24 protein-coding genes and 1 pseudogene are annotated in these 20,948 nt (G+C 66.7%); 12 read left to right on the top strand and 13 right to left on the bottom strand.

Annotation, left to right across the window (positions count from 1 at the left end; translation table 11 throughout):
- Positions 1-242 precede the first annotated feature (242 nt).
- A complete protein-coding gene (locus tag M3A49_RS04335) occupies positions 243-1,547 on the bottom strand; it encodes a cyanate transporter (RefSeq protein ID WP_416338918.1) in 1,305 nt (434 codons plus the stop codon).
- Positions 1,548-1,730: 183 nt separating this feature from the next.
- On the opposite strand from M3A49_RS04335, the gene M3A49_RS04330 reads away from it, so the two are divergent.
- Entirely contained in the window at positions 1,731-2,456 is a 726-nt protein-coding gene (locus tag M3A49_RS04330) for a GntR family transcriptional regulator (protein ID WP_028202601.1), read from the top strand.
- 16 nt (positions 2,457-2,472) lie between these two features.
- On the opposite strand, the gene M3A49_RS04325 is transcribed toward M3A49_RS04330, so the two are convergent.
- Entirely contained in the window at positions 2,473-2,685 is a 213-nt protein-coding gene (locus M3A49_RS04325; protein WP_028202600.1) for a hypothetical protein, read from the bottom strand.
- Positions 2,686-2,775: 90 nt separating this feature from the next.
- Positions 2,776-3,399 carry a glutathione binding-like protein gene (locus M3A49_RS04320; protein ID WP_266227601.1) on the bottom strand — a complete coding sequence of 208 codons (624 nt, stop codon included), beginning with the start codon at positions 3,397-3,399 and terminating at the stop codon, positions 2,776-2,778.
- A gap of 78 nt (positions 3,400-3,477) precedes the next feature.
- Here M3A49_RS04320 and M3A49_RS04315 point away from each other — a divergent pair, with 78 nt between their 5' ends.
- The 4 genes from M3A49_RS04315 (at position 3,478) to M3A49_RS04300 (ending at position 5,207) form a co-directional block, all read left to right on the top strand.
- Entirely contained in the window at positions 3,478-4,146 is a 669-nt protein-coding gene (locus M3A49_RS04315) for a TetR/AcrR family transcriptional regulator (protein WP_266227600.1), read from the top strand.
- 115 nt (positions 4,147-4,261) lie between these two features.
- Positions 4,262-4,456, top strand: a complete 195-nt coding sequence (locus M3A49_RS04310; RefSeq protein WP_028202597.1) for a DUF1653 domain-containing protein — start codon at positions 4,262-4,264, stop codon at positions 4,454-4,456.
- A 45-nt stretch (positions 4,457-4,501) separates the two neighbouring features.
- Positions 4,502-4,696: a YqaE/Pmp3 family membrane protein gene (locus tag M3A49_RS04305; protein WP_028202596.1), complete on the top strand. Its 195-nt coding sequence runs from the start codon at positions 4,502-4,504 to the stop codon at positions 4,694-4,696.
- Between the two features lie 127 nt (positions 4,697-4,823).
- Positions 4,824-5,207: a hypothetical protein gene (locus M3A49_RS04300; protein ID WP_266227599.1), complete on the top strand. Its 384-nt coding sequence runs from the start codon at positions 4,824-4,826 to the stop codon at positions 5,205-5,207.
- A gap of 159 nt (positions 5,208-5,366) precedes the next feature.
- Here M3A49_RS04300 and M3A49_RS04295 read toward each other — a convergent pair whose 3' ends face one another.
- Positions 5,367-5,630: a DUF4148 domain-containing protein gene (locus tag M3A49_RS04295; RefSeq protein ID WP_254357489.1), complete on the bottom strand. Its 264-nt coding sequence runs from the start codon at positions 5,628-5,630 to the stop codon at positions 5,367-5,369.
- A 388-nt stretch (positions 5,631-6,018) separates the two neighbouring features.
- Between M3A49_RS04295 and M3A49_RS04290 the strand changes: the two genes are divergently transcribed.
- Positions 6,019-6,309, top strand: coding sequence for a DUF4148 domain-containing protein (locus tag M3A49_RS04290; protein ID WP_266227598.1), 291 nt, complete (start codon positions 6,019-6,021; stop codon positions 6,307-6,309).
- A gap of 84 nt (positions 6,310-6,393) precedes the next feature.
- On the opposite strand, the gene M3A49_RS04285 is transcribed toward M3A49_RS04290, so the two are convergent.
- From M3A49_RS04285 to M3A49_RS04275, 3 genes are all read right to left on the bottom strand, one after another.
- Complete coding sequence (locus M3A49_RS04285; protein ID WP_266227597.1) at positions 6,394-6,720, bottom strand: 2Fe-2S iron-sulfur cluster-binding protein; 327 nt, start codon at positions 6,718-6,720, stop codon at positions 6,394-6,396.
- Positions 6,717-7,853 carry a VIT1/CCC1 transporter family protein gene (locus M3A49_RS04280; RefSeq protein ID WP_266227596.1) on the bottom strand — a complete coding sequence of 379 codons (1,137 nt, stop codon included), beginning with the start codon at positions 7,851-7,853 and terminating at the stop codon, positions 6,717-6,719. The genes M3A49_RS04285 and M3A49_RS04280 overlap by 4 nt, the downstream gene beginning before the upstream one ends.
- A gap of 99 nt (positions 7,854-7,952) precedes the next feature.
- Positions 7,953-9,956: a sigma-54-dependent Fis family transcriptional regulator gene (locus M3A49_RS04275; RefSeq protein WP_266227595.1), complete on the bottom strand. Its 2,004-nt coding sequence runs from the start codon at positions 9,954-9,956 to the stop codon at positions 7,953-7,955.
- A 253-nt stretch (positions 9,957-10,209) separates the two neighbouring features.
- On the opposite strand from M3A49_RS04275, the gene M3A49_RS04270 reads away from it, so the two are divergent.
- The gene (locus M3A49_RS04270) at positions 10,210-10,431 is read left to right on the top strand and encodes a DUF2964 family protein (RefSeq protein WP_266227594.1); all 222 of its coding nucleotides are present in this window, start codon (positions 10,210-10,212) and stop codon (positions 10,429-10,431) included.
- A gap of 345 nt (positions 10,432-10,776) precedes the next feature.
- Positions 10,777-11,067, top strand: coding sequence for a DUF1488 domain-containing protein (locus tag M3A49_RS04265; protein WP_028202589.1), 291 nt, complete (start codon positions 10,777-10,779; stop codon positions 11,065-11,067).
- Positions 11,068-11,172: 105 nt separating this feature from the next.
- Here M3A49_RS04265 and M3A49_RS04260 read toward each other — a convergent pair whose 3' ends face one another.
- From M3A49_RS04260 to M3A49_RS04245, 4 genes are all read right to left on the bottom strand, one after another.
- Positions 11,173-11,706 (bottom strand): cytochrome b, encoded by a 534-nt coding sequence (locus tag M3A49_RS04260; protein ID WP_266227593.1) that lies wholly within the window; start codon positions 11,704-11,706, stop codon positions 11,173-11,175.
- Positions 11,707-11,860: 154 nt separating this feature from the next.
- Complete coding sequence (locus M3A49_RS04255) at positions 11,861-13,162, bottom strand: NCS2 family permease (RefSeq protein WP_042266599.1); 1,302 nt, start codon at positions 13,160-13,162, stop codon at positions 11,861-11,863.
- 335 nt (positions 13,163-13,497) lie between these two features.
- Positions 13,498-13,767, bottom strand: coding sequence for a DUF4148 domain-containing protein (locus tag M3A49_RS04250; protein WP_254357496.1), 270 nt, complete (start codon positions 13,765-13,767; stop codon positions 13,498-13,500).
- Positions 13,768-13,849: 82 nt separating this feature from the next.
- Positions 13,850-14,860: an AraC family transcriptional regulator gene (locus M3A49_RS04245; RefSeq protein WP_266227591.1), complete on the bottom strand. Its 1,011-nt coding sequence runs from the start codon at positions 14,858-14,860 to the stop codon at positions 13,850-13,852.
- A 225-nt stretch (positions 14,861-15,085) separates the two neighbouring features.
- Between M3A49_RS04245 and M3A49_RS04240 the strand changes: the two genes are divergently transcribed.
- From M3A49_RS04240 to M3A49_RS04225, 4 genes are all read left to right on the top strand, one after another.
- Positions 15,086-16,219 (top strand): acyl-CoA dehydrogenase family protein, encoded by a 1,134-nt coding sequence (locus M3A49_RS04240; protein WP_028202584.1) that lies wholly within the window; start codon positions 15,086-15,088, stop codon positions 16,217-16,219.
- 110 nt (positions 16,220-16,329) lie between these two features.
- The gene (locus M3A49_RS04235) at positions 16,330-18,054 is read left to right on the top strand and encodes an AMP-binding protein (RefSeq protein ID WP_266227590.1); all 1,725 of its coding nucleotides are present in this window, start codon (positions 16,330-16,332) and stop codon (positions 18,052-18,054) included.
- Positions 18,055-18,073: 19 nt separating this feature from the next.
- Positions 18,074-18,859, top strand: a complete 786-nt coding sequence (locus M3A49_RS04230; protein ID WP_266227589.1) for an enoyl-CoA hydratase — start codon at positions 18,074-18,076, stop codon at positions 18,857-18,859.
- A gap of 3 nt (positions 18,860-18,862) precedes the next feature.
- A complete protein-coding gene (locus M3A49_RS04225; protein WP_266227588.1) occupies positions 18,863-20,011 on the top strand; it encodes an enoyl-CoA hydratase/isomerase family protein in 1,149 nt (382 codons plus the stop codon).
- Positions 20,012-20,051: 40 nt separating this feature from the next.
- On the opposite strand, the pseudogene M3A49_RS04220 reads toward M3A49_RS04225, so the two are convergent.
- Positions 20,052-20,402: pseudogene (locus M3A49_RS04220) on the bottom strand (chloride channel protein); the annotation flags it as partial.
- Positions 20,403-20,516: 114 nt separating this feature from the next.
- Entirely contained in the window at positions 20,517-20,837 is a 321-nt protein-coding gene (locus M3A49_RS04215) for a pyrimidine/purine nucleoside phosphorylase (protein WP_254337311.1), read from the bottom strand.
- Positions 20,838-20,948 lie beyond the last annotated feature (111 nt).

Here is a 20,948-nt window from a genome sequence, read left to right as displayed (position 1 = left end):
TGTTCTCCGTTTCGATATACAGGCCGGGGCCGCACCATGCACCGGGGCGCGATGGAGCGGCGTAACCCGGTACGGCGACCGGGCGGCACGGACGGCCGGCTGCACGCACTGTACATTCATACAGGCGCTTATGCAAACGTTTCACGACGTGCTGCGGGCGATGTGTTGCATGGGTGCGCCGCGGCCCGGCGGGGCGCCTTGCAGGGCTTGCGCCGACGCTCGATTTGAGTTGTGCGGGAGGCTCAGGCGTCGAGCGGCGCGCGGTTTTGCGCGATCGCGCCGTCCCCGGCCGGGCCGTGGGAGCCGAGCCAGCGCCCGTAGCTGCGCGGCGAGAACGCGAGCGTGAGCACGATCATCGCGCTGATCGATACAGCGAGCATGATCCACGCGCCCGTGAAACCGCCCGTGAGGTCGCGCACGCGGCCGGCCACGATGGGGGCGAGCGCGGCTATCATGAAGCCCAGACCCTGGACGAAGGCGACGAGCCGCGCGGCCAGGCGGTGGTCCGCGCAATGGTCGAGCGCGGTGACGAGCGTGACCGAGAACGTGCCGCCGAGCCCCGCGCCCGCCGCCGCGACCCACAGCAGCGGCGCGGCCTCGGGCCACGCGGCGAGGCCGATCACGCCGACGAGCTGGCCACACAGGCCCAGAACGAGCCAGGGACGCCGGTCCGTGAACGCCGCCGCGGCAAGCGGCAGGAGCAGCGCGCTGGCGGCCTGGAACACGGTCATCGCGGCGAGCAGCGAGCCGCTCGCTTCGACGCTCGCGCCATGCTGCTGATAGTAGGCGGGCAGCCACGCGACGAGACTCGTATAGCCGCCGTTGACGAGCCCGAAATGCAGACCGAGCATCCACGCCCGGCGCTTGCGCCAGACCGGCACCGTTGCCGTGTCGGCATGCTCCTGGGAGGGCGAGGTGGCGGCCTGCTTTGCGCGCCGGCCTGCTCCGAACCCGCCGTTCAACACCCCCCAGATCGCGAGTGCGACCAGCGCCGGCAATGCCCAGACGGCAAGCCCCGCATGCCACGAACCGCTGAGGCGCGCGACGAGTGGGCTCAGGCTCGCGCCGAGCCCGCCGCCGCCCATGATCGACGCCGAGAACAGCCCCATTGCGAGCGGCACCCGCGTGGCGAAACGCTGCTTCATGACGGCGGGCAGCAGCGCCTGGATGGCCGCGACGCCCGCACCGGCCGCGGCCGCCGTGAGCATGAGCCCGCCGCCGCTGGCGGCGAATGCGCGGGCCGCGCATGCCGCGGCAATCGCCACGAGCCCGAGCGCGACGCCGCGGGTCTCGCCGAGTCGGCGCGCGAGCAGGCCGGTGCCGAACGCGCCGAGCCCCATCGCGACGACGGGCAGGCTCGTGAGCAGCGATACGCCGTAGAAGCTCAGCCCGGTGTCGTTGCGAATGGTCGTCATGAGCGGGCTGATCGAGGTGAGCAGCGGCCGCAGATTCAGGCCGATCGCGACGATCGCGGCATACCACGCAAGCACGCTGGCCGAGTCGCCGGACGGCGTCTGGGAACGAATGGAGCGGTTTAGAGGGTTCAATGCGGTCAACCTTTTTACGGCTTTATGGTTGACCATTATACAAAATAATTGTTAACAATTAGCCCATGCCAGCTATGTCCGGCATGGGCGATCGAGTATGGGCGCGCGTCTATATCGCCTCGCCATGGGGCTCGCTACAATGCGACCTGACCCACCGACCCAACCCAGCTAGCGCGCCTGCCCATGGCCCAATCCTCCCGCCTCGCTCCGCCCCGCGATACCGACGAACCGTCCGATGTCGAAGCGCATGTCTATGCGTCGATTTCTTCCGCGCTGCTGGAAGGCAAGCTCGCGCCGGGCCAGCAACTGGTGGAGCGCGAACTCGCGGCGGCGTTCGGCTGCACGCGCGGCGCGTTGCGCAAGGTGCTGGCGCGCCTCGGCTTCGAAGGCAAACTCGTGCTCGAACCCAATCGCGGCGCGTTCGTGCCTTCGCCCTCCGAGGACGACATTCGCGCCGTGTACCGCGCGCGCCAGGTGGCCGAAGCGGGCGTCATGGTGAGCCTGTGCGGCACGCTCGACGCCGCGATGCGGCGCAAGCTCGCGGCCCACGTGCGCAGCGAGAAGAAGGCGTTGCGCGAGGCGCGCGTTGACGAAGCGGTGCGCCTCGCGGGGCAGTTCCATCTGCTGCTGACCGAGCAGGCGGGCGGCGCTGCGCTCGTGGAAGCGCTGGCGCAACTGGTCGCGAAAACGGAGCTTTACAAGGCCTTGTTCGATCCGTCGAAGGCGTCGATGTGCGCGCCCGACGAGCACGCGCAGATCATCGAGGCGCTCGAGGCGGGGGACCTGGCGGCGGCGCTCGCCACGATGCGTGCGCATCTAGGCGAGCTGGAGGAGCGGGTGGTGCAGCAGGCGCGTGCGCGCGCGGGCCGCGATCTTAAGACGGTGTTCGCGGATCTCGCGAACGGCTGAATGTGCAAGGCGCGCGTCAGCCCTGACCTACGCGCCGGCGCAGCTCCTTCGAAGCCGCGAGCGGAATGCGCGCATCGTCCCACGTGGCGAGCCATTCGATCTCTTTCGCGGCGAACACCTGGCCGTGATTGCGCAGCGCGTACTGCAATGAGTCGATGACGTGATTGCGGATGATTTCGGGCGTATGCGGGTCGTCGAGGACGATGCGCAAGGCTTCGAGCGTGGCCATTGTGCGGCTCCGACGAATGTGGCGACCGCAACGTTATCGCACGACAAAAAAGCGCTTGCCGGGCGAAAAAAATAGCCGGCAAAGCGCGCCTCAGTGCCGCGTGCGCCTGAAGATCTCGTACTCTTCGGCGAAGGCTCTCGCAACAGGGGGCCGCTCGCGCACGCGTTGCGCGTAGGTCGCGACGGCCTCCCATTGCGACACATCGATGCCCACGTACGGCGCCCAGTTCAGCACGGTCACGAGATAGGCGTCCGCCACACTGAACTCCTCAAGCAGGAAGGTGCGCGATTCGAGATGCTGCGCGAGCAAGCCGAAGCGGCGCGGGATCTTGCCGCGCGCATACTCCTTGACGGCTTCGTCCACGTCCTTGCCGAGCAGCGGCACGAACACGGCCTTGTGCAGCTCGGTGCCGATGAAGCCAAGCCATTGCTGCAGGCGCGCGCGCTCGCGTGTGCCCGCTGGCGGCGCGAGCCGTGCCTCGGGAAAACGGTCGGCCACCCACGGCAGCACCGCCGAGTTTTCGGTGAGCGTCCAGCCGTCGTCCTCGCGCAGCACGGGCACCTGGCCGAGTGCGTTGACGGCGAAGAAGTCGCCGCCTTCGGCGAGCTGCTTCGTGAGCGTATCGACCTGGATGTAGCGTGCCTGCGCGCCTGCCTCGTAGAGCGCGATGCGCGTGGCGAGCGAGCACGCCAGCGGGGCAAAATACAGATCCATCGTCATCCTCCGTTGCGGGTTTTCGGGCTTTTCGAATTTTGTACTATAGTGAACAAAAATCGCCGATCCAATATTTCTATGCAATCCAGTACAAAAAAGGATAGCCGCCCGCGTGGGCGGCCGCGCGCCTACGATCCGCAAGAGGCGCTCGCCCGCGCGCGCGATACGTTCTGGCGCAATGGCTATGCAGGCACGTCGCTCGACGACCTGAGCGAGGCGACCGGCATGAACCGGCCGAGCCTTTATGGCGCATTCGGCGACAAGCACGCGCTCTATCTGCAGACCATGGAGCGCTACGTGGAAGCGGGGCGCACGGCGATGGAGTCCGCGCTGGACAGCGCCGTGCCGCTGCGCGAGGCGCTGATGCGTGTATTCGACGGCGCGCTCGGCTGGTATCTGCCGGCGCACGACGCAGCGCGCGGCTGCCTGCTGATCGGCACGGCGGCGGTGGAAGCCGTCAGCGACGACGCGGTGCGCGAGCGTCTTGCCGCTGGATTGCGCACGTTCGACAAGGCGTTCGAGCGGCGCCTGCGCGCGGCGCTCGTGCAAGGCGAGCTGCCGCCCGATGCCAGCGCGCCGATGCTGGCGCGCCTCGCTTCCGCGCTATTGCACAGCATGGCGCTGCGCGCGCGGGCCGGCGATTCGCGGGCCTCGCTGCGCGCCATGGCGGTGGCCGGCGTCGCGCTGATCTGCGGCGCCGCGCCGGCTGCGTCCGATGCGCGTCCGGCGCGGCGCCGCGCGAAGTGATGTCACGCTGAAGCTTGCCTGCCGGCGTCTGCTACACGGGTCCGCATGCCGCTTTCCCTTGTTACACTGGCGCAGTCGCGCAGGGACGGCTTGCGCACTCGAAGAGGGGAACACGATGGTGCGCTACAGGCACTACAAGGGCGGCATTTACGAACTGGTTTGCGAGGCGACGCTCGAATCGGATCCTTCCGTCACGATGATCGTGTATCGCGCGGCGAACGGTACGATCTGGACGCGGCCCTCCAACGTGTTCTTCGAACTCGTCGAGTATGAAGGCGGACTCGTGCCGCGCTTCGCGCCCGTCAACTGATTCTTTTCACACTCGTCTTTTTCCACGCTTTAGAGGTTTCGCCGAATGCGTTTACTGATTGCGCTGATCCTGCCCTGGCTCCTGTTCTTCACCATTGGGCGTCCGATTGCGGGCATCGTCTGCCTGATCCTGCAAGTTACGCTGGTCGGGTGGATTCCGGCCGCGATCTGGGCCGTGTATTCGCTCAGCCAGTTCAAGACCGACCGGAAAATAGAGGACGCGCTCGGCCGTCGCGGCTAAATCCCGGAGCGGGCGTCTACGCGCCGCGTAGAGGCGCGTTCAGCGTTACAGCGGTAACCCGTGCTCACAATTCAATAAGAACTTAACGCTGATTCTTCTTTCTTACAAATAGAAAGGAGGGTTCGCTATGTTCAAGTTCGTTCTCACGGTGGGCGCCATCGCGCTCCTTGCCGGGTGTGCGGTGGCCCCGGGCTACGACTATGGTTACGGCGGCTATGGCCAGCCGTACTCCACCGGCTATTACAGCGGCTACGCGCCGGGCTATGCGCCGACATATGGCAGCGTGAACATCGGCGTCTGGGGCGGTGGCGGCGGTCGCGATTATCACGGCGGCGACTGGCACGGCGGCGGCGGTGGCTGGCACAGTGGAGGTCCGGGTGGTCACGGTGGCGGTCACGGCGGACCTTGGGGGCCGCCGGGCGGCGGTCATGGGGGCGGCCCCGGCGGCGGCCATGGCGGCGGAGGCCATGGCGGTGGCGGTCACGGTGGCGGCGGACCGGGCGGCCGTTGATGCGGGCTTGCCGCTCACACTGGCGCGGCTTCGTGGTGCGCCATGATCCGCGCCGAGCCGGAAATCCGTTTCAAAACGAATCAGGCCCGCCACTCTCACGAGGGCGGGCCTGATGCTTTGCACGAGAACCCGGCGTCACAGCCGGGGTTGTCGCGAAACTTACTGGCTCGATTGCGACGTTCCATTCGTCGACGGGCCATAAGCCGTAGCGCGCTGCGCTGCGATCTTGGCTTCGGCAGCCTGAATGTTTTCCGGGTAGTGCATCCAGTCGCTCGGATCGTAGCCGGCGGCGCGCAGTTGCGCGAGATCGGCCCGAACTTCGGCACGGGTCACAGGTTGTTGCTGGGGTTGTGCCTGCGCGAACGCAGCGGCGGGCACGGCGACGATGGCGGCGAGCACAGCTGCCTTCAGAATCGACTTCATGACTAACCTCCGATTTTTTGTGAGGAGCCATCGCATCGGCGTGGCCCATTCCGACAATGTATGCGGGCCGAGGGTCAGGGTAAATACTTAGAAAACGAATTCAGTGTTCTCTTTGCGACAACAATCGGGTTCGAAATCTCCTGAAGTATTGTGCCAGGCACGTGCAATAAGGTGTGAAGGCCGTGAAACACCCGGCCCTAAAATCTCGCCGGATTATTGCGAAATCCGTAATTCCAATTCGCCTGAAACAGTCTGTATCCGGCCGGGGCGCTTGCCTAGAATCCACTCACAGCCAGCCGATGCGGCGAGTCGCAGCGAGCCGGCGGAGCACGACAGGGTATGCACCGTCGTTGCGCATCGACGTCAAATAATTCCGGAGGTTGTCACCATGAAGTCGCTTCTCAAGGCTGTTGCCGTCACCGTTGCTCTGGCCGCCCCGCTGGCCGCTTTCGCCCAGGCCGATCAAGGTCTGACCCGCGAGCAAGTGCGCGAGCAACTCGTTGAATTCCAGCAAACGAGCCGCAATCAGGCTGCAGTCGCCACCCAGACGGCCGCGCCGGTCGCCCAGACCGATGGCTCGTTCGGCGGTGTGAGCAACTCGACGTCGGTTGCGGGCGCTCGCTATGTGTCGGAAGCGGCTCGCACCGGTCCGCGATCGGTGTACTTCGGCGGTCAGTAAGCCTGTCGGCAGCACGCAGATAAAAACGGCCCGCGAATTCGATTCGCGGGCCGTTTCGCATCCGGGCTCTGCGTTTTGCAGCCGCTACATGGCTTCCGCCTCTGGCACGTCGAGCACGAGATCCGTGCGCGCGACGGCCACGCAGGTCAGCACATAGCCCTCGGCTTTTTCCTCGCGGCTCAATCCGGGCCACTCGATCGTGAAGCTCACTTCGCCGCTCACCACGCGGCACAGGCAGGCGCGGCAGGTGCCGTTGCGGCACATGCGCGGCAGACGGATGCCCTCGAACGCCGCCGCTTCGAGCAAGGTCAGTTCGGGCGGCGCTTCGAAGCTGCGCCCGAGCGGTTCCACGCGGACGACGGGCACATGTGGCGGGCCGTCCTGCTCGCTTTCGTGGCTCATATCGCTCATGAAAGCGACACCCCGAGCAGCCGCCCCGCACCCGCCGTGAACGCAGCCGCGGCGAGCCCGATCACGATCTGCCGGAACGCCGAGAAGGTTGCACTGCGCCCGTTGAAGAGCGACGTGAACACGCCGACAAGGGCGAGCCCGCACGCGCTCAGCGCCACCGACTGCGCGATGGCCGTGACGCCGTGCGCCCACAGGAACGGGGCGGTCGGAAACGCCGCGCCGAGCGAGAAGAGGCAAAACGAGACGACGGCGGCCGACCACGGATTGCCGCCCAACTCTTTAGGGTCGATGCCAAGCTCCTCGCGCGCCAGCGTATTGAGCGCCTCGTCCTTGTTGCGCATGATCTGGGCGGCCACGCGGCGCGCTTCATCGGGATCGACGCCCTTCGCCTGATAGATCAGCGCGAGCTCGTGGCGCTCGGCGTCGGGCGTGTGCTCGAGTTCGTCGGCTTCCTTCGCGAGCTGCGTGCGCGCGAGCTCCCGCGCGTTGGTCACCGAGAGCCATTCGCCGAGCGCCATGGAGCAGGCGCCAGCCACGAGGCCCGCAAGCCCCGTGAGCAAAATTGTGCGATTGACGCTACCCGCGCCCGCCACGCCCATGATCAGGCAGAAGTTCGAGACGAGCCCGTCGTTCGCCCCCAGCACCGCTGCGCGCAGGTCGTTGCCCGACGTCGCGCTCTTGTGCCACGATTCGGCGGCGCCGATCGCTTCGCCGTGGCCGTGGCCGTGTTCGGGCTCGCGCTTCTTCGCGACGATCGCCTGCACGATGGCGGCGTGCTGCTGCTCCTGGGCGGAGAGCTTCTCGGCGCCGGGTTCGCGCGCGTAGCGGTCGCGGTCGGCGTATTCGGCGGCGGCGACGGTGGGCAGCACGAGCGAAGGGCCGAACGAGCGTGTGAGCGTTTGCAGCAAGCGAGTTTTCGCGCTGCGCCGATGCGGCGGGGGCGTGACGCCGTTGGCAGCGAGCTTCTCGCGCCAGACGCTCGCATGCTCGCGCTCGGAGGCGGCGAGTTCGGCGAAGATGCGGCGGCGCTCGTCGTCTTTCTCGACCGCGGATAGCGTGTCGTAAACAGCGGCGCTGTCGAGCTCGTCGGCGAGATTGCGCCGGAAGCGGTTGATTTCCTGAGCGGAGGCCATGGGCGCAGTGCGGGAAGCGATCCGCCAAGCTTACCCTGGCGTCGCTGTGGGCAGAAGCCGCGCCTCGCCTCCTGCTTCGCTCCTGCCTGTCCGGTGCGCTCAGCGGCGCTGACGCAGATGCCGATAGACCGTGTTGCGTGCGAGACCGAGTTCGCGAGCCGCCGCCGAAACATTGCCGCTGTGGCGCGCGAGGGTCTCTTCGATGAGCCGCGACTGCCAGACGGAGAGGCGCGCGGGCTCGTGTTCCGTGTCGCTTGTCTGGTATTCAGCCGTGGCATCGGCGGACGGCTCCGCGCAGTCGCTCGCGGGGTCGCAATCGTGCATGAGGTCTTCGGGCAGATGCTCCATGTCGATGGCGTCTTCGCCTTCGGCCATGATCGCCGCCGTGCGCAGGGCGCTCGCGAGCTGACGCAGATTGCCCGGCCAGCGGCAGCGCGCGAAGCACGCCCGAACGGCCGGCGTGAGACGCGCGGGCGCGCCCGGCGCCTCGCGCCGCACGATCTCGAGCATACGGGCGACGAGCGCGTCGAGGTCGGTGCGCTCGGCCAGCGCCGGCAGCGTGACGACGAGGCCGTTGATGCGGTAGTAGAGATCCTCGCGGAACGTGCCTTCGGCGATCATCGCGCGCAGGTCGCGGTGCGTCGCGCAGACGATGCGCAAATCCACCGGCACGGCGCGCGTACCGCCGAGCGGCACGACGGCGCGCTCCTGCAGCACGCGCATGAGCCGCACCTGTTGCGCAAGCGGCATGTCGCCAATCTCGTCGAGAAACAGCGTGCCGCCATGCGCCTGCGCGATCTTGCCGGCGCTGCCGCGGCGCTTCGCGCCCGTGAAGGCGCCGTCCTCGTAGCCGAACAGCTCCGCTTCGATCAGCGTGTCGGGCAGTGCGGCGCAGTTGAGCGCGACGAACGGACCGTCGCGGCGCGGCGAATCGCGATGCAGCGCCCGTGCGAGCCATTCCTTGCCGGTGCCGGTGCGGCCGAGCACGAGCACGGGAATGTCGCGGCCGCGCACGCGCGCCACGCGCTGCAGGGCGGCGGCGAGCCGCGCGTCGCCGGTGTCGAGTTCGGCGAGCGTGGGCTGCGGCGTGGTGCCGGCGGCGTTGGGCGCTTTCGCCTGGGCGGGCGCAGGCGCGTATGGCGAGCGGGACGTCTCGGGTAAGGCACTGCTGTGCGCGAACGTAGCGAAGCTCGACGTAGCGACGCCCGACGTAGCGACGCCCGACGTGGCCGCGCCGGGCGTGGCGCGCGCGATCACGCGCACGCCGCTTGGCAGTGTGAGCGTGAGCGGCTCGCGGGTCGCGCGCATGAGCTGCTGCATGAACGCCGCGAACGGCTGGCCGAAGAGCGCCGCGAACTCGCGCTGCTGCAACTCGGCGAGCGGCGCGCCGAACTGGAACAGGGCGCTGCGGTTTGCACAGAGGAGCGTGCCGTCGGCCGAGAATGCCGCCAAACCTTCGTAGAGCGTACCAATGAATTCCGCTCGCGCATGAAACTGGAGCCGGATGGCATCGGCGAATTCGGTGTTGAACAGATGGTTCTCGATCATCTGCGCCGACATGCGCACGAGCGCGAGCGTGTGCTTGTGAAAACCGCGCGACTCGCCGCTCACGTCGAGCGCGCCGAGCGTGCGACCGTACGGATCCGCGATCGGCGCGCACGAACAGGTGAGAATGTGATTGGCGCGCAAAAAATGCTCGCCCGCATGCACCGTGGTTGGCTGGCCTTCCACGAGCGCCGTGCCGATGGCATTCGTGCCGCGATGCTGCTCGGCCCAGGAAACGCCCGGGCGCAGCGCGACGCGCTGCGCTTTCTCGACGAAGTCGCTGTCGGCGAAGCTGTGGAGGATCACCCCGTTGCGATCGGTGAGCAGCACCATGCTCTGCGTATCGACGATCTGCGCATGCAAGGCGTCCATGACGGGGCGCGCCTGATGATAGAGCGTGCGGTTCGTGTCGATCAGCTCGCGCAGGTCGGTGCCGGCCAGCGCGTCGAACTCGGGCGCCTCGGTGGCGCGCAGCCCGAGTGCGCGCGAGCGCGCGTGAGCCTGCGCGATGGCGTCCGCGCGGGCCGCGTCGTGCGGCGTGACGGGGCGTCGGGTCACTCGTGTCTCCAGTCGTTTTGGGCGCTACGCTGCGGCGCAGCATGGCAAGTGCGCGAGCGGCGCCTCTGGGGCAGTTCATGGTACAGGATACGCGGCGGCTGCCTATTCGGGTTGAAGCCGGGTTGAAGCCGGGTTGAAGCCCGGTTCAAGCCGCGATGGTGCCTCAACTGCGCCTTGAGTTTACCGGCGCGGGTGCCATGATGAAGGTGAGGGCGCATTCGCGTCGCGCCCCCGCTGAGTAGCGGAGTTCGTCATGGTGCACGGCGAATTGAGGATCGTGGTGGCGGTGCTCGCCACGTTCGTTGCGCTCTTTGGCCTCGGGTATGCGATTGACGGATTGATCTTCGACGAGAACGACGTCGTGCTCTCCGGAATGGTGACCGTGGCCCTTGGAATCGTCGCGTTCGTGGTGATGCTCACCCTGCACCCGAAGGACCTCGAAGATCTCGATCAGCCCCGGCATCGCGAAACCTGACGCGCCCGGGTGGCGCGCATGGTGCGATGCCGCAACCGGCGCAGCGCGTTGGCGCAGGGCCGGGGAGGAGAGTGTTTGTGCGCGCAACGGCGCACGCGCATGCTGCACCTGCGAAAAAGGGATCGGACGAAGACGCCGCTGGCTATTTCAGGTGTGTGACAACGTCGACTTTGCGGGCGGCAGGAAGTCGTCTAAAGTGAATCAAATCAACCTGCGCGAACGTGTCGTTCGCCAGGGTTGGTGTTGATCCGCGCGAGCCGGATCGGGGTGTTCCCAGGCACCAGGTTGGGGCAGCCCGAGGACGGTTGAACGCGGCCTTTTCACCCTCCACCAAAGGCGACCACCATGCAGATCATGTTTCCGAATGAGGTGCCCGAGTACTCGGGCCCAGACCTGACCTTGGCGTTTCCGGCGATGATCGATGGCGAGCGGGTGGAGTGTCTGATCACGGCGGCGGCGCTGGAAGACCACTTCGGGGCGGCTTCGCCGCGCGCCGAAGACATGCTGAGCGCGTTCGACCATCATCGCGACCGCATCGAGGCTTGCGCGCGCCGTTTGCTCTCCGAAACACGTGCGCAGTGTCTCGTGCTGCGCAGCGGCTACGTGCGTTTCGTGCAGGCCCACGCCAGCGCGTAGTCAACACAAAGGCGCCCGCAAGACGCGGGCGCGTTCGGTTCAACTGAATTTTTTTGCCGCGCCCGTTGGGGCGCGGCTTTGGTTTACGCATGTACTGCCCTGTCGCTAGATCATGCGGCGCAGCGTGTTATCGCGGAATACGACGTGATGCGCGATCGCCGCGAGCGCGTGCAGCCCGATCACCCAATAGAACAGGTTGCCGATCAGCACGTGCGCGTCTTTGAGGAACTGGCGCGCGGCGGGGTCCGGGCCGACGAGCGTGATCTGCAGATCGAGGCCCGCGAGCGTGACCGGATGGCCACCGGCGTTGATCATCAAAATGCCGAGGACCGGCTGCACGAAGATGAACAGGTAGAGCGCGAGATGCACGAGGCGCGAGAGAAACGACAGCAGCGCGTTCGAGTCGATCTCCGCGGGCGCGCCGCGCCAAAGACGCCACGCGAGGCGCAGCACGGCAAGCGCGAGCACGAGCGAGCCCGCCCAGAAATGCACGTTGCTCCAGAACACGCGGCTGTCCGTGCCCTTGGGGCCGCGCATCTCGATCGCCAGATAGGCGAGCGCGATGAGCAGGAAGATGACCCAGTGAAAGAAGATGGTGGGCTTCGTGTAGCGTTCGGTTGCGGCGGAGTAAGTTGCCACGTGGCGGCTCCTGATGCGCGGGGAATCTGACGATAGTTCCCTATGATAAGGAGGACGCGCCGTGCGGGGCAGCCATGCGGCTGGGAAGTTTGATTCTGAGGGGGGCGGCGGCGAATCAAAACAAAAAGGGTGGCGCGAAGCCACCCTTTTGCTTTTACGCGTTGCCGAGATAGAAGAACCGGAACAGGAACACGGCGGCGATGATCCATACGATCAGTTTCACATCGCGTACACGGCCCGTGAGGAGCTTCAGGCCCGCATACGAGATGAAGCCGAACGCCACGCCGTTGGCGATCGAGTAGGTGAACGGCATGGCAAGCGCCGTGAGGGCGGCAGGCACGACTTCGGTGGCGTCGTCCCAGGGCAGATCGGCGAGTTCGCGCAGCATCAGGCACGAGACGTAGAGCAGCGCCGGCGCCGTGGCGTAGCCCGGCACGACGCCCGCGAGCGGCGCGACGAACAGGCACGCGAGGAACAGCACGGCCACGGTGAGCGCGGTCATGCCGGTGCGGCCGCCCGCCTGCACGCCCGAGGCGCTTTCGATATACGCCGTGGTCGACGAGGTGCCGAGAATGGAGCCCGCGAGAATCGCGGTGCTATCCGCGAGCAGCGCGCGGTTCAGGCGGTGCATCTTGCCGTGCACGAGCAGGCCGGCACGGTTGGCCACGCCCATCAGTGTGCCGGTCGCATCGAACAGCTCGACGAGGAAGAACACGAGCACCACGTTGAGCACGCCAGTGGAGAGCGCCGCCTTGATGTCGAGCTGCGCGAAAGTCGGCATGATCGACGGCGGCGGCGAGAAGACGCCGTGGAACTGGTTGCCGCCGAAGAAGAACGAGAGAATCGTGACACCCACGATGCCGATCAGGATCGCACCGCGCACCTTCAGCACGTCGAGCGTGACAATGGCGAAGAAGCCGATGATCGCGAGGATCGTGTGCGGATCGTGCAGGTTGCCGAGTTCGACGAGCGTGGCCGGGCTGCCGACCACCACGCCCGAGGTCTTCAGCGAGATGATCGCGAGGAAGAGACCGATACCCGCCGTGATCGACACGCGGATCGAATGTGGAATGCCATTGACGATGGCTTCGCGCACGCGCAGCAGCGTGACGATGAAGAACAGGCACCCGGAGATGAACACCGCGCCGAGCGCGGCCTGCCACGTGAAGCCCATCCCCTTTACGACCGTATAGGCGAAATACGCGTTCAGGCCCATGCCGGGCGCGAGCGCGATGGGGTAGTTCGCGTAGAGGCCCATGACGAGCGAGGCGAGCGCCGCGACGAGGCAGGTGGCGACGAATACGCTTTCCTTCGGCATGCCGGCGTCGCCGAGAATGGCCGGATTCACGAAGATGATGTAAGCCATCGTGAGGAAAGTCGTGATACCGGCGAGCAGTTCGGTGCGCAGGTTGGTGCCTGCTTCTTCGAAACCGAAATAGCGTTTGATGGCGTCCATGAAGATCGGGCCCTTGAGAGTCGAGCGGGTTGTTCGCTGCTTGTTGGTGTGGTGTCTTGCGTGTAGCCGGCGCGGCTGGTCCTTGATGTGCCCATGCACGCGCGCGCATGCCGCAGCGTGCGGCTACGGGCGCGATTGTAAACAATTGTTCGTCGAGCGCAGAAAAGCCGTCGTCGTGAGCGTGGAACGGTTACAACAGCGCGCGTTGCGGTAGCAAGCGTGAGAGGGCGCGGCGAGTGCGCCCGTGGCGGGAGGCAATGGGCACGACCGCTTGCAGGCGCCTGGCGTTGCTTCGCCCGGTGCCGGGTTACTGCGGCCGTGCTGCAATCAAGCGATTACTGCTGCATTTGACCGGCGGGAGCGCCATATCCGGCGCGCGCCGCACGCCGCTGCGCGACGATCGCGCCCGCGCGTTGCGCGTTTTCCGGGTAGTCGATCCAGTCGAGCGGGTCGTAGCCCGCCTGCCGCCATTCGATCAGATCCGCACGGACCTGCGCTCGAGTCAGCGGTTGTGAGGGATCGTACGGTTGGGCCACCGCCGCAGCCGACGCGAAGCAGCACGCTGCGGCGAGGACGCCGAGCGCTACACGCGGAAGGGAGTTCATGGCAAGGCCTTTCATATTAGGGATATCCCTAAAAGTATAGGCGCTATCTCATTAAGTCAAAGGGGATCGGGGGCTTCCTGGGTTACCCGCGACGCTTCGAAAAGTCGTTGCGAGCGTTTGCCGTGCGGTAGTCCGTCGGGCGTTGGCCGGTCCATTTGCGGAACGCGCGATGAAACGCGCTCGGCTCCGCGAACCCGACCGCGGCGGCGACATCGGCGACTGAGCGGCCCGGCTCCTGCAGCGCCGCGATCGCCAGGTCGCGGCGCAATTCGTCCTTGATCGACTGGCAGCTGTGGCCTTCCTGGCCCAGCCGCCGGCGCAGCGTGGCGGGCGCCACGTTCAGGCGCCGTGCGATGGCGTCGGCATCGGGCCACGCGGTGACGGGCAGGGCGCGCAGCGCGCGACGCACGCGAGCGGCGAACGAGCCCGGATTACGGTACTTCACGACGAAGTTGCCGGGCGCGTTGCGCAGAAACGCCCGCGCCGAGCCGGCAGTCTGGATCACGGGCAGTTCGAGAAAGCCGGGCGCGAATTCGAACCAGGTGGACGGCTGATCGAACGCCATGTCGTCGCAGAGCATGAGCTGGTAGTCGTGCGCGGCGTCCGGCTGCGCGCAGCGAAAGCGCGCCGCGAGAAGCGGAATGCGCCGCCCCACGAGCCAGCACACGAGCCCGTAGACGAGGATGAACCAGGTGGCGTATGCGAACAGGGTGGGCGTGGGTTTGCCCGCGCGATGCGAGAGCGTGACGCGCACGCGGGCGGCGTCGATGTCGATCTCGCCAGACAGATCGTCGAGCACGAGCCGCATGAAGTGCACGGCGCGCTGCAGCGCCTGGCGGCCCGTGCTGGCGCCGAGCGCCGAGTGCGTCATGGCGATGAAGCTGCCGCTTTTCATCGCGTGCGAATCCTGGCCAAAGAATTCGTCGTCGAGGGCGCGCGCGATGCCTGACCACAACTGGCCGTATTGCGCCGCGCTCACGCGCGCCGCGGGCGCGAGCAGCACGGCCGGCGCGATGCCGGCGGCATCGGTGAGCGGTGCGGTTTCGAGGCCGGCCGCGCGCGCCAGCGCGAGCGTCTCGTTCACGAGGCTCATCGAGATCGTGCCTTTTTCGCTCAGTGTTTGCGTTCTCGCCGGTTGCACAGAGCCGCTTCCCAAAGGGTTATCACAGCCGTTATGGTAAATCCGATCAGCGACTTTGAGCGTGGCGGGCATCGAATACGGTCGCCCGCGTGCCTACACTTTTCACAAGTCTTGCAGCCGGGGCCGCATCGCGCCACAGTGGAAGGTAAGCGCAAGAGATACAGGAAGGGGACACACATGGACGAGTTCTACACCGACGACCAGCGCATGATTCGCGACGCCGCCCGCGACTTCGCAAGCGGGCAGCTGGCGCCGAATGCGGCGCAATGGGACCGCGACGGCAGGCTGCCGGACGAGGTGGTCAAGCAGTTGGGCGAACTGGGCTTTCTCGGCATGATCGTGCCGCAGGAGCAGGGCGGCTCGTACACCGACTACGTGGCCTACGCGCTCGCCATGGAGGAGATCGCGGCCGGCTGCGCCTCGTGCGCGACGCTCGTGAGCGTGCACAACTCGGTGGGCTGCGGGCCGATCCTGCAGTTCGGCACCGACGCGCAAAAGGACCGCTGGCTCGGCAAGCTCGCGAGCGGCGAGCTGATCGGCGCGTTTTGCCTGACCGAGCCGCAGGCGGGCTCCGAGGCGAACAACCTGCGCACGCGCGCCGAACTGCGCGACGGCAAGTGGGTGCTCAACGGCAACAAGCAGTTCGTGACCAACGGCTCGCGCGCGAATATTGCCATCGTGTTCGCCGTGACCGATCCCGACGCTGGCAAGCGCGGCATTTCCGCGTTCATCGTCCCGACCGATACGCCGGGCTTTAACGTCGGGCCGCACGAGAAGAAGATGGGCATCCGTGCTTCGGACACTTGCCCGATCTCGCTGGTGGACTGCGCGATTCCCGAAGCGAATCTGCTCGGCCAGCGCGGCGAAGGGTTGAAGATCGCGCTCGCGAATCTCGAAGGCGGACGCATTGGCATTGCCGCGCAGGCGCTGGGCATCGCGCGCGCGGCCTTCGATGCGGCGCGTGCCTATGCCCATGAACGCGTGCAGTTCGGCGAGCCCATCATCAAGCATCAGAGCGTGGCTAACATGCTGGCGGACATGCATACGCGCATCAACGCCGCGCGGCTTCTGGTGCATCACGCGGCGCGGCTGCGCACGCTTGGCAAGCCGTGCCTTTCCGAGGCTTCGCAGGCCAAGCTCTATGCTTCCGAAATGGCCGAGGAAGTGTGCTCCCACGCGATTCAGATTCATGGCGGCTACGGCTTCCTGAATGACTATCCGGTGGAGCGCCACTACCGCGATGCACGCATCACGCAGATTTATGAAGGCACCAGCGAAGTGCAACGGATGGTGATTGCACGGCAGCTTTGATAAGTCATGAGGATGGCGAAGCAATAATAAGCGAGCGCGTATGCGCCATAGCTATGCATGGGACCGGAGTAAGTGCTAAAGCACTAACTCCGGCTCGACAGGAGACGACGATGACCGGGTTCACCCCTTCCGCGCAGGCCTTCATCGACGCACGCGAGCTGCTGCTGCGTCACCGTACCGACTACGCACGCGCGTACGATGAATTCGCGTGGCCGAAGCTCGACACGTTCAACTGGGCGATCGACTACTTCGACGTGATGGCGCGCGGCAACGACAACCCGGCGCTCTGGATCGTCGACGACCTCGCGGACGGCGGCACGCGCTATTCGTTCGCGCAGATGTCGGAGCGCTCGTCGCGCATGGCGAATTTTCTGCGCGAGCAGGGGGTTGCACGTGGCGACCGCTTGCTGTTGATGCTGCCCAATCGCGTCGAACTCTGGGACGTGATGCTGGCGGCGATGAAGCTGGGCGCCATCGTGCTGCCCGCGACGACGCAGCTCTCGCCCGACGACGTGCGCGAACGCGTGGAAACGGGCGGTGCGCGCTACGTCGTCGTGGATGCCGCCGAACTCGGCAAATTCGATGCGCTCGACGCGGGCGTGAAGCGCATAGCGGTAGGCGCAGCGCCCAACGCGTGCGAAGGCTGGATCGACCTGTCGCGCGCGTACGAAGCGAGCCCCGCGTTCGAACCCGACGGCCCCACGCGCGCCGCCGACCCGCTCCTGCTTTATTTCACCTCGGGCACGACCTCGAAGCCCAAGCTCGTCGAACACACGCACGAGAGCTACCCCGTAGGCCACCTCTCGACGATGTACTGGATCGGCCTCATGCCCGGCGACGTCCACTGGAACATCAGTTCGCCGGGCTGGGCCAAGCACGCGTGGAGCTGCTTCTTCGCGCCGTGGAACGCGCAGGCCTGCGTGTTCGTCTACAACTACGCGCGCTTCGTACCGAAAGACACGCTCGCCGCACTCGTGCAATGCGGCGTGACCACGCTGTGCGCGCCGCCCACGGTGTGGCGCATGCTCGTGCAGGAGCCGCTCGCAACGTATGCGGTGAAGCTGCGCGAGATCGTCGGCGCGGGCGAGCCGCTCAATCCCGAGATCATCGAGCGCGTGCGTCACGCGTGGGGCATTACGATCCGCGACGGTTACGGCCAGACCGAAACCACCTGCCAGATCGGCAACTCGCCGGGCCAGCCCGTGGTGGCGGGTTCGATGGGACGGCCGTTGCCGGGCTATCGCGTGGAACTCGTCGATGCCGACGATCATCCCGCGAGCGAGGGCGAAATCGCGCTACCGGTTGGGCGAGATTCGGCACACCGTCCGCTCGGCCTGATGACGGGCTACGCGAACAATGCGAAGGCGAGCGAATACGCCACGCGCAACGGCTACTACCACACGTCCGATGTCGCCTTGCGTCGCGACGACGGCTCTTACGTCTACGTGGGCCGCGCCGACGACGTGTTCAAGTCGTCCGACTACCGTCTGAGCCCGTTCGAGCTGGAAAGCGTGCTGATCGAGCACGAGGCGATCGCCGAGGCGGCGGTCGTGCCGAGCCCGGACGAGCTGCGCCTCTCGGTGCCGAAGGCCTTCGTCATCGTGCGTCAGGGCTTTGAGGCGGGCCCCGAACTCGCACGCGAGGTGTTCCGCTTCTCGCGCGAAAAGCTCGCGCCGTACAAGCGCATTCGCCGCCTGCAGTTCAGCGACTTGCCCAAGACCATCTCGGGCAAGATCCGCCGCGTAGAGCTGCGCCGACGCGAAATGGAGCGCAGCGCCGAACCCGCGCGCCAGCCCGACGAGTATTGGGAAGAGGATTTTCCCGAGCTTCGCTGATATCCACACGGAGTCCGAAATGATCGAATTCGAGTACGCGCATGAAGGCGCGGTGGCCCTGCTCACGCTGTCGCGGCCGCCGGCGAACGCCTTTACGACCGATGGTTTGCGTCAGCTCCAGCAGGTCGTCGAAGCGTTCGACCGCGAGCCGCAGGTGCGCGCGGTCGTCATCACCGGCAGCGGGCCGAAATTTTTCAGCGCGGGCGCCGACCTCAATGCCTTCGCCAGTGGCGATCGCGAGGTCGCGCGCACGGCGGCGAGCGCGTTCGGCGCGGCATTCGAGGCGCTGCAGAAGGCGCGGCCCGTGGTCATCGCGGCGATCAACGGCTATGCGATGGGCGGCGGCCTGGAGTGTGCGCTCGCGTGCGATATCCGCATTGCCGAAGAGCATGCGCAACTCGCGCTGCCCGAGCCTGCCGTGGGGCTGCTGCCCTCCGGCTGCGGCACGCAGACCTTGCCATGGCTCGTGGGCGAAGGCTGGGCCAAGCGCATCATCCTCACGGGCGAACGCGTGGACGCGCAAACGGCGCTGCGCATCGGTCTCGTGGAGGAAGTCGTCGCAACCGGAGGCGCGCGCGAGGCCGCGCTCGCCATGGCCGCGCGTGTTGCGAGCTTGAGCCCGCAAGCGGTCACCTTCAGCAAGTCGTTGATCCATCAGGCGCGCAATGGCGTGCCGCGCGGCGCCGCGCTCGCCGTCGAACGCGAGCGCTTCGTCGATCTGTTCGATTCGCCCAACCAGCGCGAAGGCGTCAACGCGTTTCTGGAAAAACGCAAACCGCGCTGGCATATTGAAACGGAGAGCTAGGCAATGAATGCATCACCCGCTTCCACCCAGGCCGTAACGGAAGCCGAACAGGACGTGCTGTTTCGCGTAGTCAATCGTGTGGCGATCGTCACGCTCAACCGGCCGGCTGCGCTCAACGCGCTTTCGCACGCCATGGTGCGCGAGTTGGCCGTGCTGCTGGAACGCGTGCGCACGGACGACGACATCGTCGCACTCGTGCTGGAAGGTGCGGGCCCGAAAGGCTTTTGCGCGGGCGGCGACGTGCGCGCGATTTATCCGCTCGCACGCGAGAAAGCGCGCGAAGGCGCGAACGGCTGGCAGCAATTCTTCGTCGACGAATATCGTCTCGACTACGCGCTGCACACGTTTTCCAAGCCGCTCGTCGCGCTGCTCGACGGCGTGACGATGGGGGGCGGCATGGGTCTCGGCCAGGCGGCGGCGCTGCGCGTGGCGACTTCGCGCACGAAGATCGCGATGCCGGAAACGCGCATCGGGCTCCTGCCCGATGTGGGCGCGACGCACTTCCTCGCGAAGATGCCGGTGGAAATGGCGCTTTACGTGGGCCTGGCCGGGGCAATGCTCAGCGGCGCGGACGCGCTGCATTGCGGCCTTGCGGATGCCTGCGTGCCGGGCGAATGGCTCGATGGCTACGAGGCGCGTCTGCTGGCGGCGCGATGGTCAGGCGATGTGCATGCTTCGCTGCGCGAAGTATTCGTCGCGCCGTGTCACGAGGCTGACGATGGCGCGCTCGCTTCGTTCACGCCGCTCATCGCGCGGCACTTCGACCGCCGCCTGCGTGTCGAGCAGATCGTCGCAGCGCTGCGCGCCGACCTCGAACGCGAACACGCGCAAGCCGAACGAGCGTGGCTCGAAGCCACACTCGAAGCGCTCACACACTATTCGCCCACGATGCTCGAAGTCACGCGCGAAGCGCTATTGCGAGGCCGCCAGATGACGCTCGCCGAGTGTTTTCGCATGGAGCTTGGCATCGTTGGCCGTGCGATCGAGGAGGGCGACTTCTGCGAAGGCGTGCGCGCGCATCTCGTCGACAAGGATCGCAAGCCGCGCTGGGCGCCCGCCACGCTCGTCGAAGTGCGGACCGAACGCGTGCAGCATTTTCTTGCGTCGCCGTGGCGCGGCGAGGCGCATCCACTGGCGGACCTCGGCGTTTAGCGGTTCAGTCGGAGGATTCGCGCGCCGACGGCTCGCGCAGTGCGGCGGTGAGGCCCGTGCGTTTCGCGAGCCAGCTCGCGAACGCGGCGCCGATCTCGCGCGGCGCGACTTCGCGCCCGAGCGGCGAACCCATCGCGACGGTCACGATCTGCAGCAGCGCGTGCACGGTCGGCGCGAAAATGGGCGTGCGCTTGCCGCCCGGCTTAATCGCCGCGCTGATGCTCACGAGCGGGCGCGCGTAACGATAGAGCGCCCACCATCCGCCTCCGCCGATCAGCCCGCACGCCACGAGCACCGCCACGCGCCGCCAGGGCGCGGTATCCGTCACGCCCTGCAAAAAGCTCTCACTACCGATGATGTGCCCCGCGCCGTAGCCGTAGGCGACGGGCTGGCGCCCATTCTAGCGAAGGCATGAGGGCGGCGCGTCCAGCACGTTCAGCGCGCCCCGCACAAGCAAAAACGCCCGCCGCGCATCAAGCGGCGGGCGTTCGAATCGATGCCGCGCTTACAGGTAGCTGCAAACGTAGTCGAGCGTCTCGATCACGTCGATGTCGAAACGGCTCTTGCCCGGCACCGAGAACGACTCGCCGGCGCTGTAGGTCTTCCACTCGTCGGTGCCTTCGAGGCGGATGCGGCACTGGCCGGCCTGCACTTCCATCAGCTCGGCGGCGTCGGTGCCGAAGTTCAGCGTGCCCGGCAGGATCACGCCGAGCGTCTTGCGCGAGCCGTCGGCGAACAGCACGGTGTGCGACACGCACTTGCCGTCGAAGTAGACGTTGGCGCGTTTGATTACGGAAACCTGGTCGAATTGTGCTGCTGCCGTCATGGCGGTCTTCCTCTGTCTTCGTGAATGGAACCGGGCGCGCGGACGACACATCGTCCTGGGCGAGGCCGCCATGATACCGGCAGTCGGGCGCGGCGGCCCCATGGCATCGCT

Origin of the sequence: Paraburkholderia sp. CNPSo 3076, from assembly GCF_026343935.1 — a bacterium.
GTDB classification, from domain to species: Bacteria; Pseudomonadota; Gammaproteobacteria; order Burkholderiales; family Burkholderiaceae; genus Paraburkholderia; species Paraburkholderia nodosa.
This window is presented reverse-complemented; position numbering and strand designations above follow the sequence as displayed.

What these genes read in the sequence shown, in the direction of transcription:
- M3A49_RS04225 (WP_266227588.1), top strand. Translation starts at nt 18,863, where the DNA reads ATGAATGCATCACCCGCTTCCACCCAGGCCGTAACGGAAGCCGAACAG.
- M3A49_RS04245 (WP_266227591.1), bottom strand. Translation starts at nt 14,860, where the DNA reads ATGAGCCTCGTGAACGAGACGCTCGCGCTGGCGCGCGCGGCCGGCCTC.
- M3A49_RS04285 (WP_266227597.1), bottom strand. Translation starts at nt 6,720, where the DNA reads ATGAGCGATATGAGCCACGAAAGCGAGCAGGACGGCCCGCCACATGTG.
- M3A49_RS04230 (WP_266227589.1), top strand. Translation starts at nt 18,074, where the DNA reads ATGATCGAATTCGAGTACGCGCATGAAGGCGCGGTGGCCCTGCTCACG.
- M3A49_RS04305 (WP_028202596.1), top strand. Translation starts at nt 4,502, where the DNA reads ATGCGTTTACTGATTGCGCTGATCCTGCCCTGGCTCCTGTTCTTCACC.
- M3A49_RS04290 (WP_266227598.1), top strand. Translation starts at nt 6,019, where the DNA reads ATGAAGTCGCTTCTCAAGGCTGTTGCCGTCACCGTTGCTCTGGCCGCC.
- M3A49_RS04330 (WP_028202601.1), top strand. Translation starts at nt 1,731, where the DNA reads ATGGCCCAATCCTCCCGCCTCGCTCCGCCCCGCGATACCGACGAACCG.
- M3A49_RS04250 (WP_254357496.1), bottom strand. Translation starts at nt 13,767, where the DNA reads ATGAACTCCCTTCCGCGTGTAGCGCTCGGCGTCCTCGCCGCAGCGTGC.
- M3A49_RS04320 (WP_266227601.1), bottom strand. Translation starts at nt 3,399, where the DNA reads ATGGATCTGTATTTTGCCCCGCTGGCGTGCTCGCTCGCCACGCGCATC.
- M3A49_RS04265 (WP_028202589.1), top strand. Translation starts at nt 10,777, where the DNA reads ATGCAGATCATGTTTCCGAATGAGGTGCCCGAGTACTCGGGCCCAGAC.
- M3A49_RS04270 (WP_266227594.1), top strand. Translation starts at nt 10,210, where the DNA reads ATGGTGCACGGCGAATTGAGGATCGTGGTGGCGGTGCTCGCCACGTTC.
- M3A49_RS04280 (WP_266227596.1), bottom strand. Translation starts at nt 7,853, where the DNA reads ATGGCCTCCGCTCAGGAAATCAACCGCTTCCGGCGCAATCTCGCCGAC.
- M3A49_RS04295 (WP_254357489.1), bottom strand. Translation starts at nt 5,630, where the DNA reads ATGAAGTCGATTCTGAAGGCAGCTGTGCTCGCCGCCATCGTCGCCGTG.
- M3A49_RS04235 (WP_266227590.1), top strand. Translation starts at nt 16,330, where the DNA reads ATGACCGGGTTCACCCCTTCCGCGCAGGCCTTCATCGACGCACGCGAG.
- M3A49_RS04300 (WP_266227599.1), top strand. Translation starts at nt 4,824, where the DNA reads ATGTTCAAGTTCGTTCTCACGGTGGGCGCCATCGCGCTCCTTGCCGGG.
- M3A49_RS04215 (WP_254337311.1), bottom strand. Translation starts at nt 20,837, where the DNA reads ATGACGGCAGCAGCACAATTCGACCAGGTTTCCGTAATCAAACGCGCC.
- M3A49_RS04240 (WP_028202584.1), top strand. Translation starts at nt 15,086, where the DNA reads ATGGACGAGTTCTACACCGACGACCAGCGCATGATTCGCGACGCCGCC.
- M3A49_RS04315 (WP_266227600.1), top strand. Translation starts at nt 3,478, where the DNA reads ATGCAATCCAGTACAAAAAAGGATAGCCGCCCGCGTGGGCGGCCGCGC.
- M3A49_RS04325 (WP_028202600.1), bottom strand. Translation starts at nt 2,685, where the DNA reads ATGGCCACGCTCGAAGCCTTGCGCATCGTCCTCGACGACCCGCATACG.
- M3A49_RS04255 (WP_042266599.1), bottom strand. Translation starts at nt 13,162, where the DNA reads ATGGACGCCATCAAACGCTATTTCGGTTTCGAAGAAGCAGGCACCAAC.
- M3A49_RS04310 (WP_028202597.1), top strand. Translation starts at nt 4,262, where the DNA reads ATGGTGCGCTACAGGCACTACAAGGGCGGCATTTACGAACTGGTTTGC.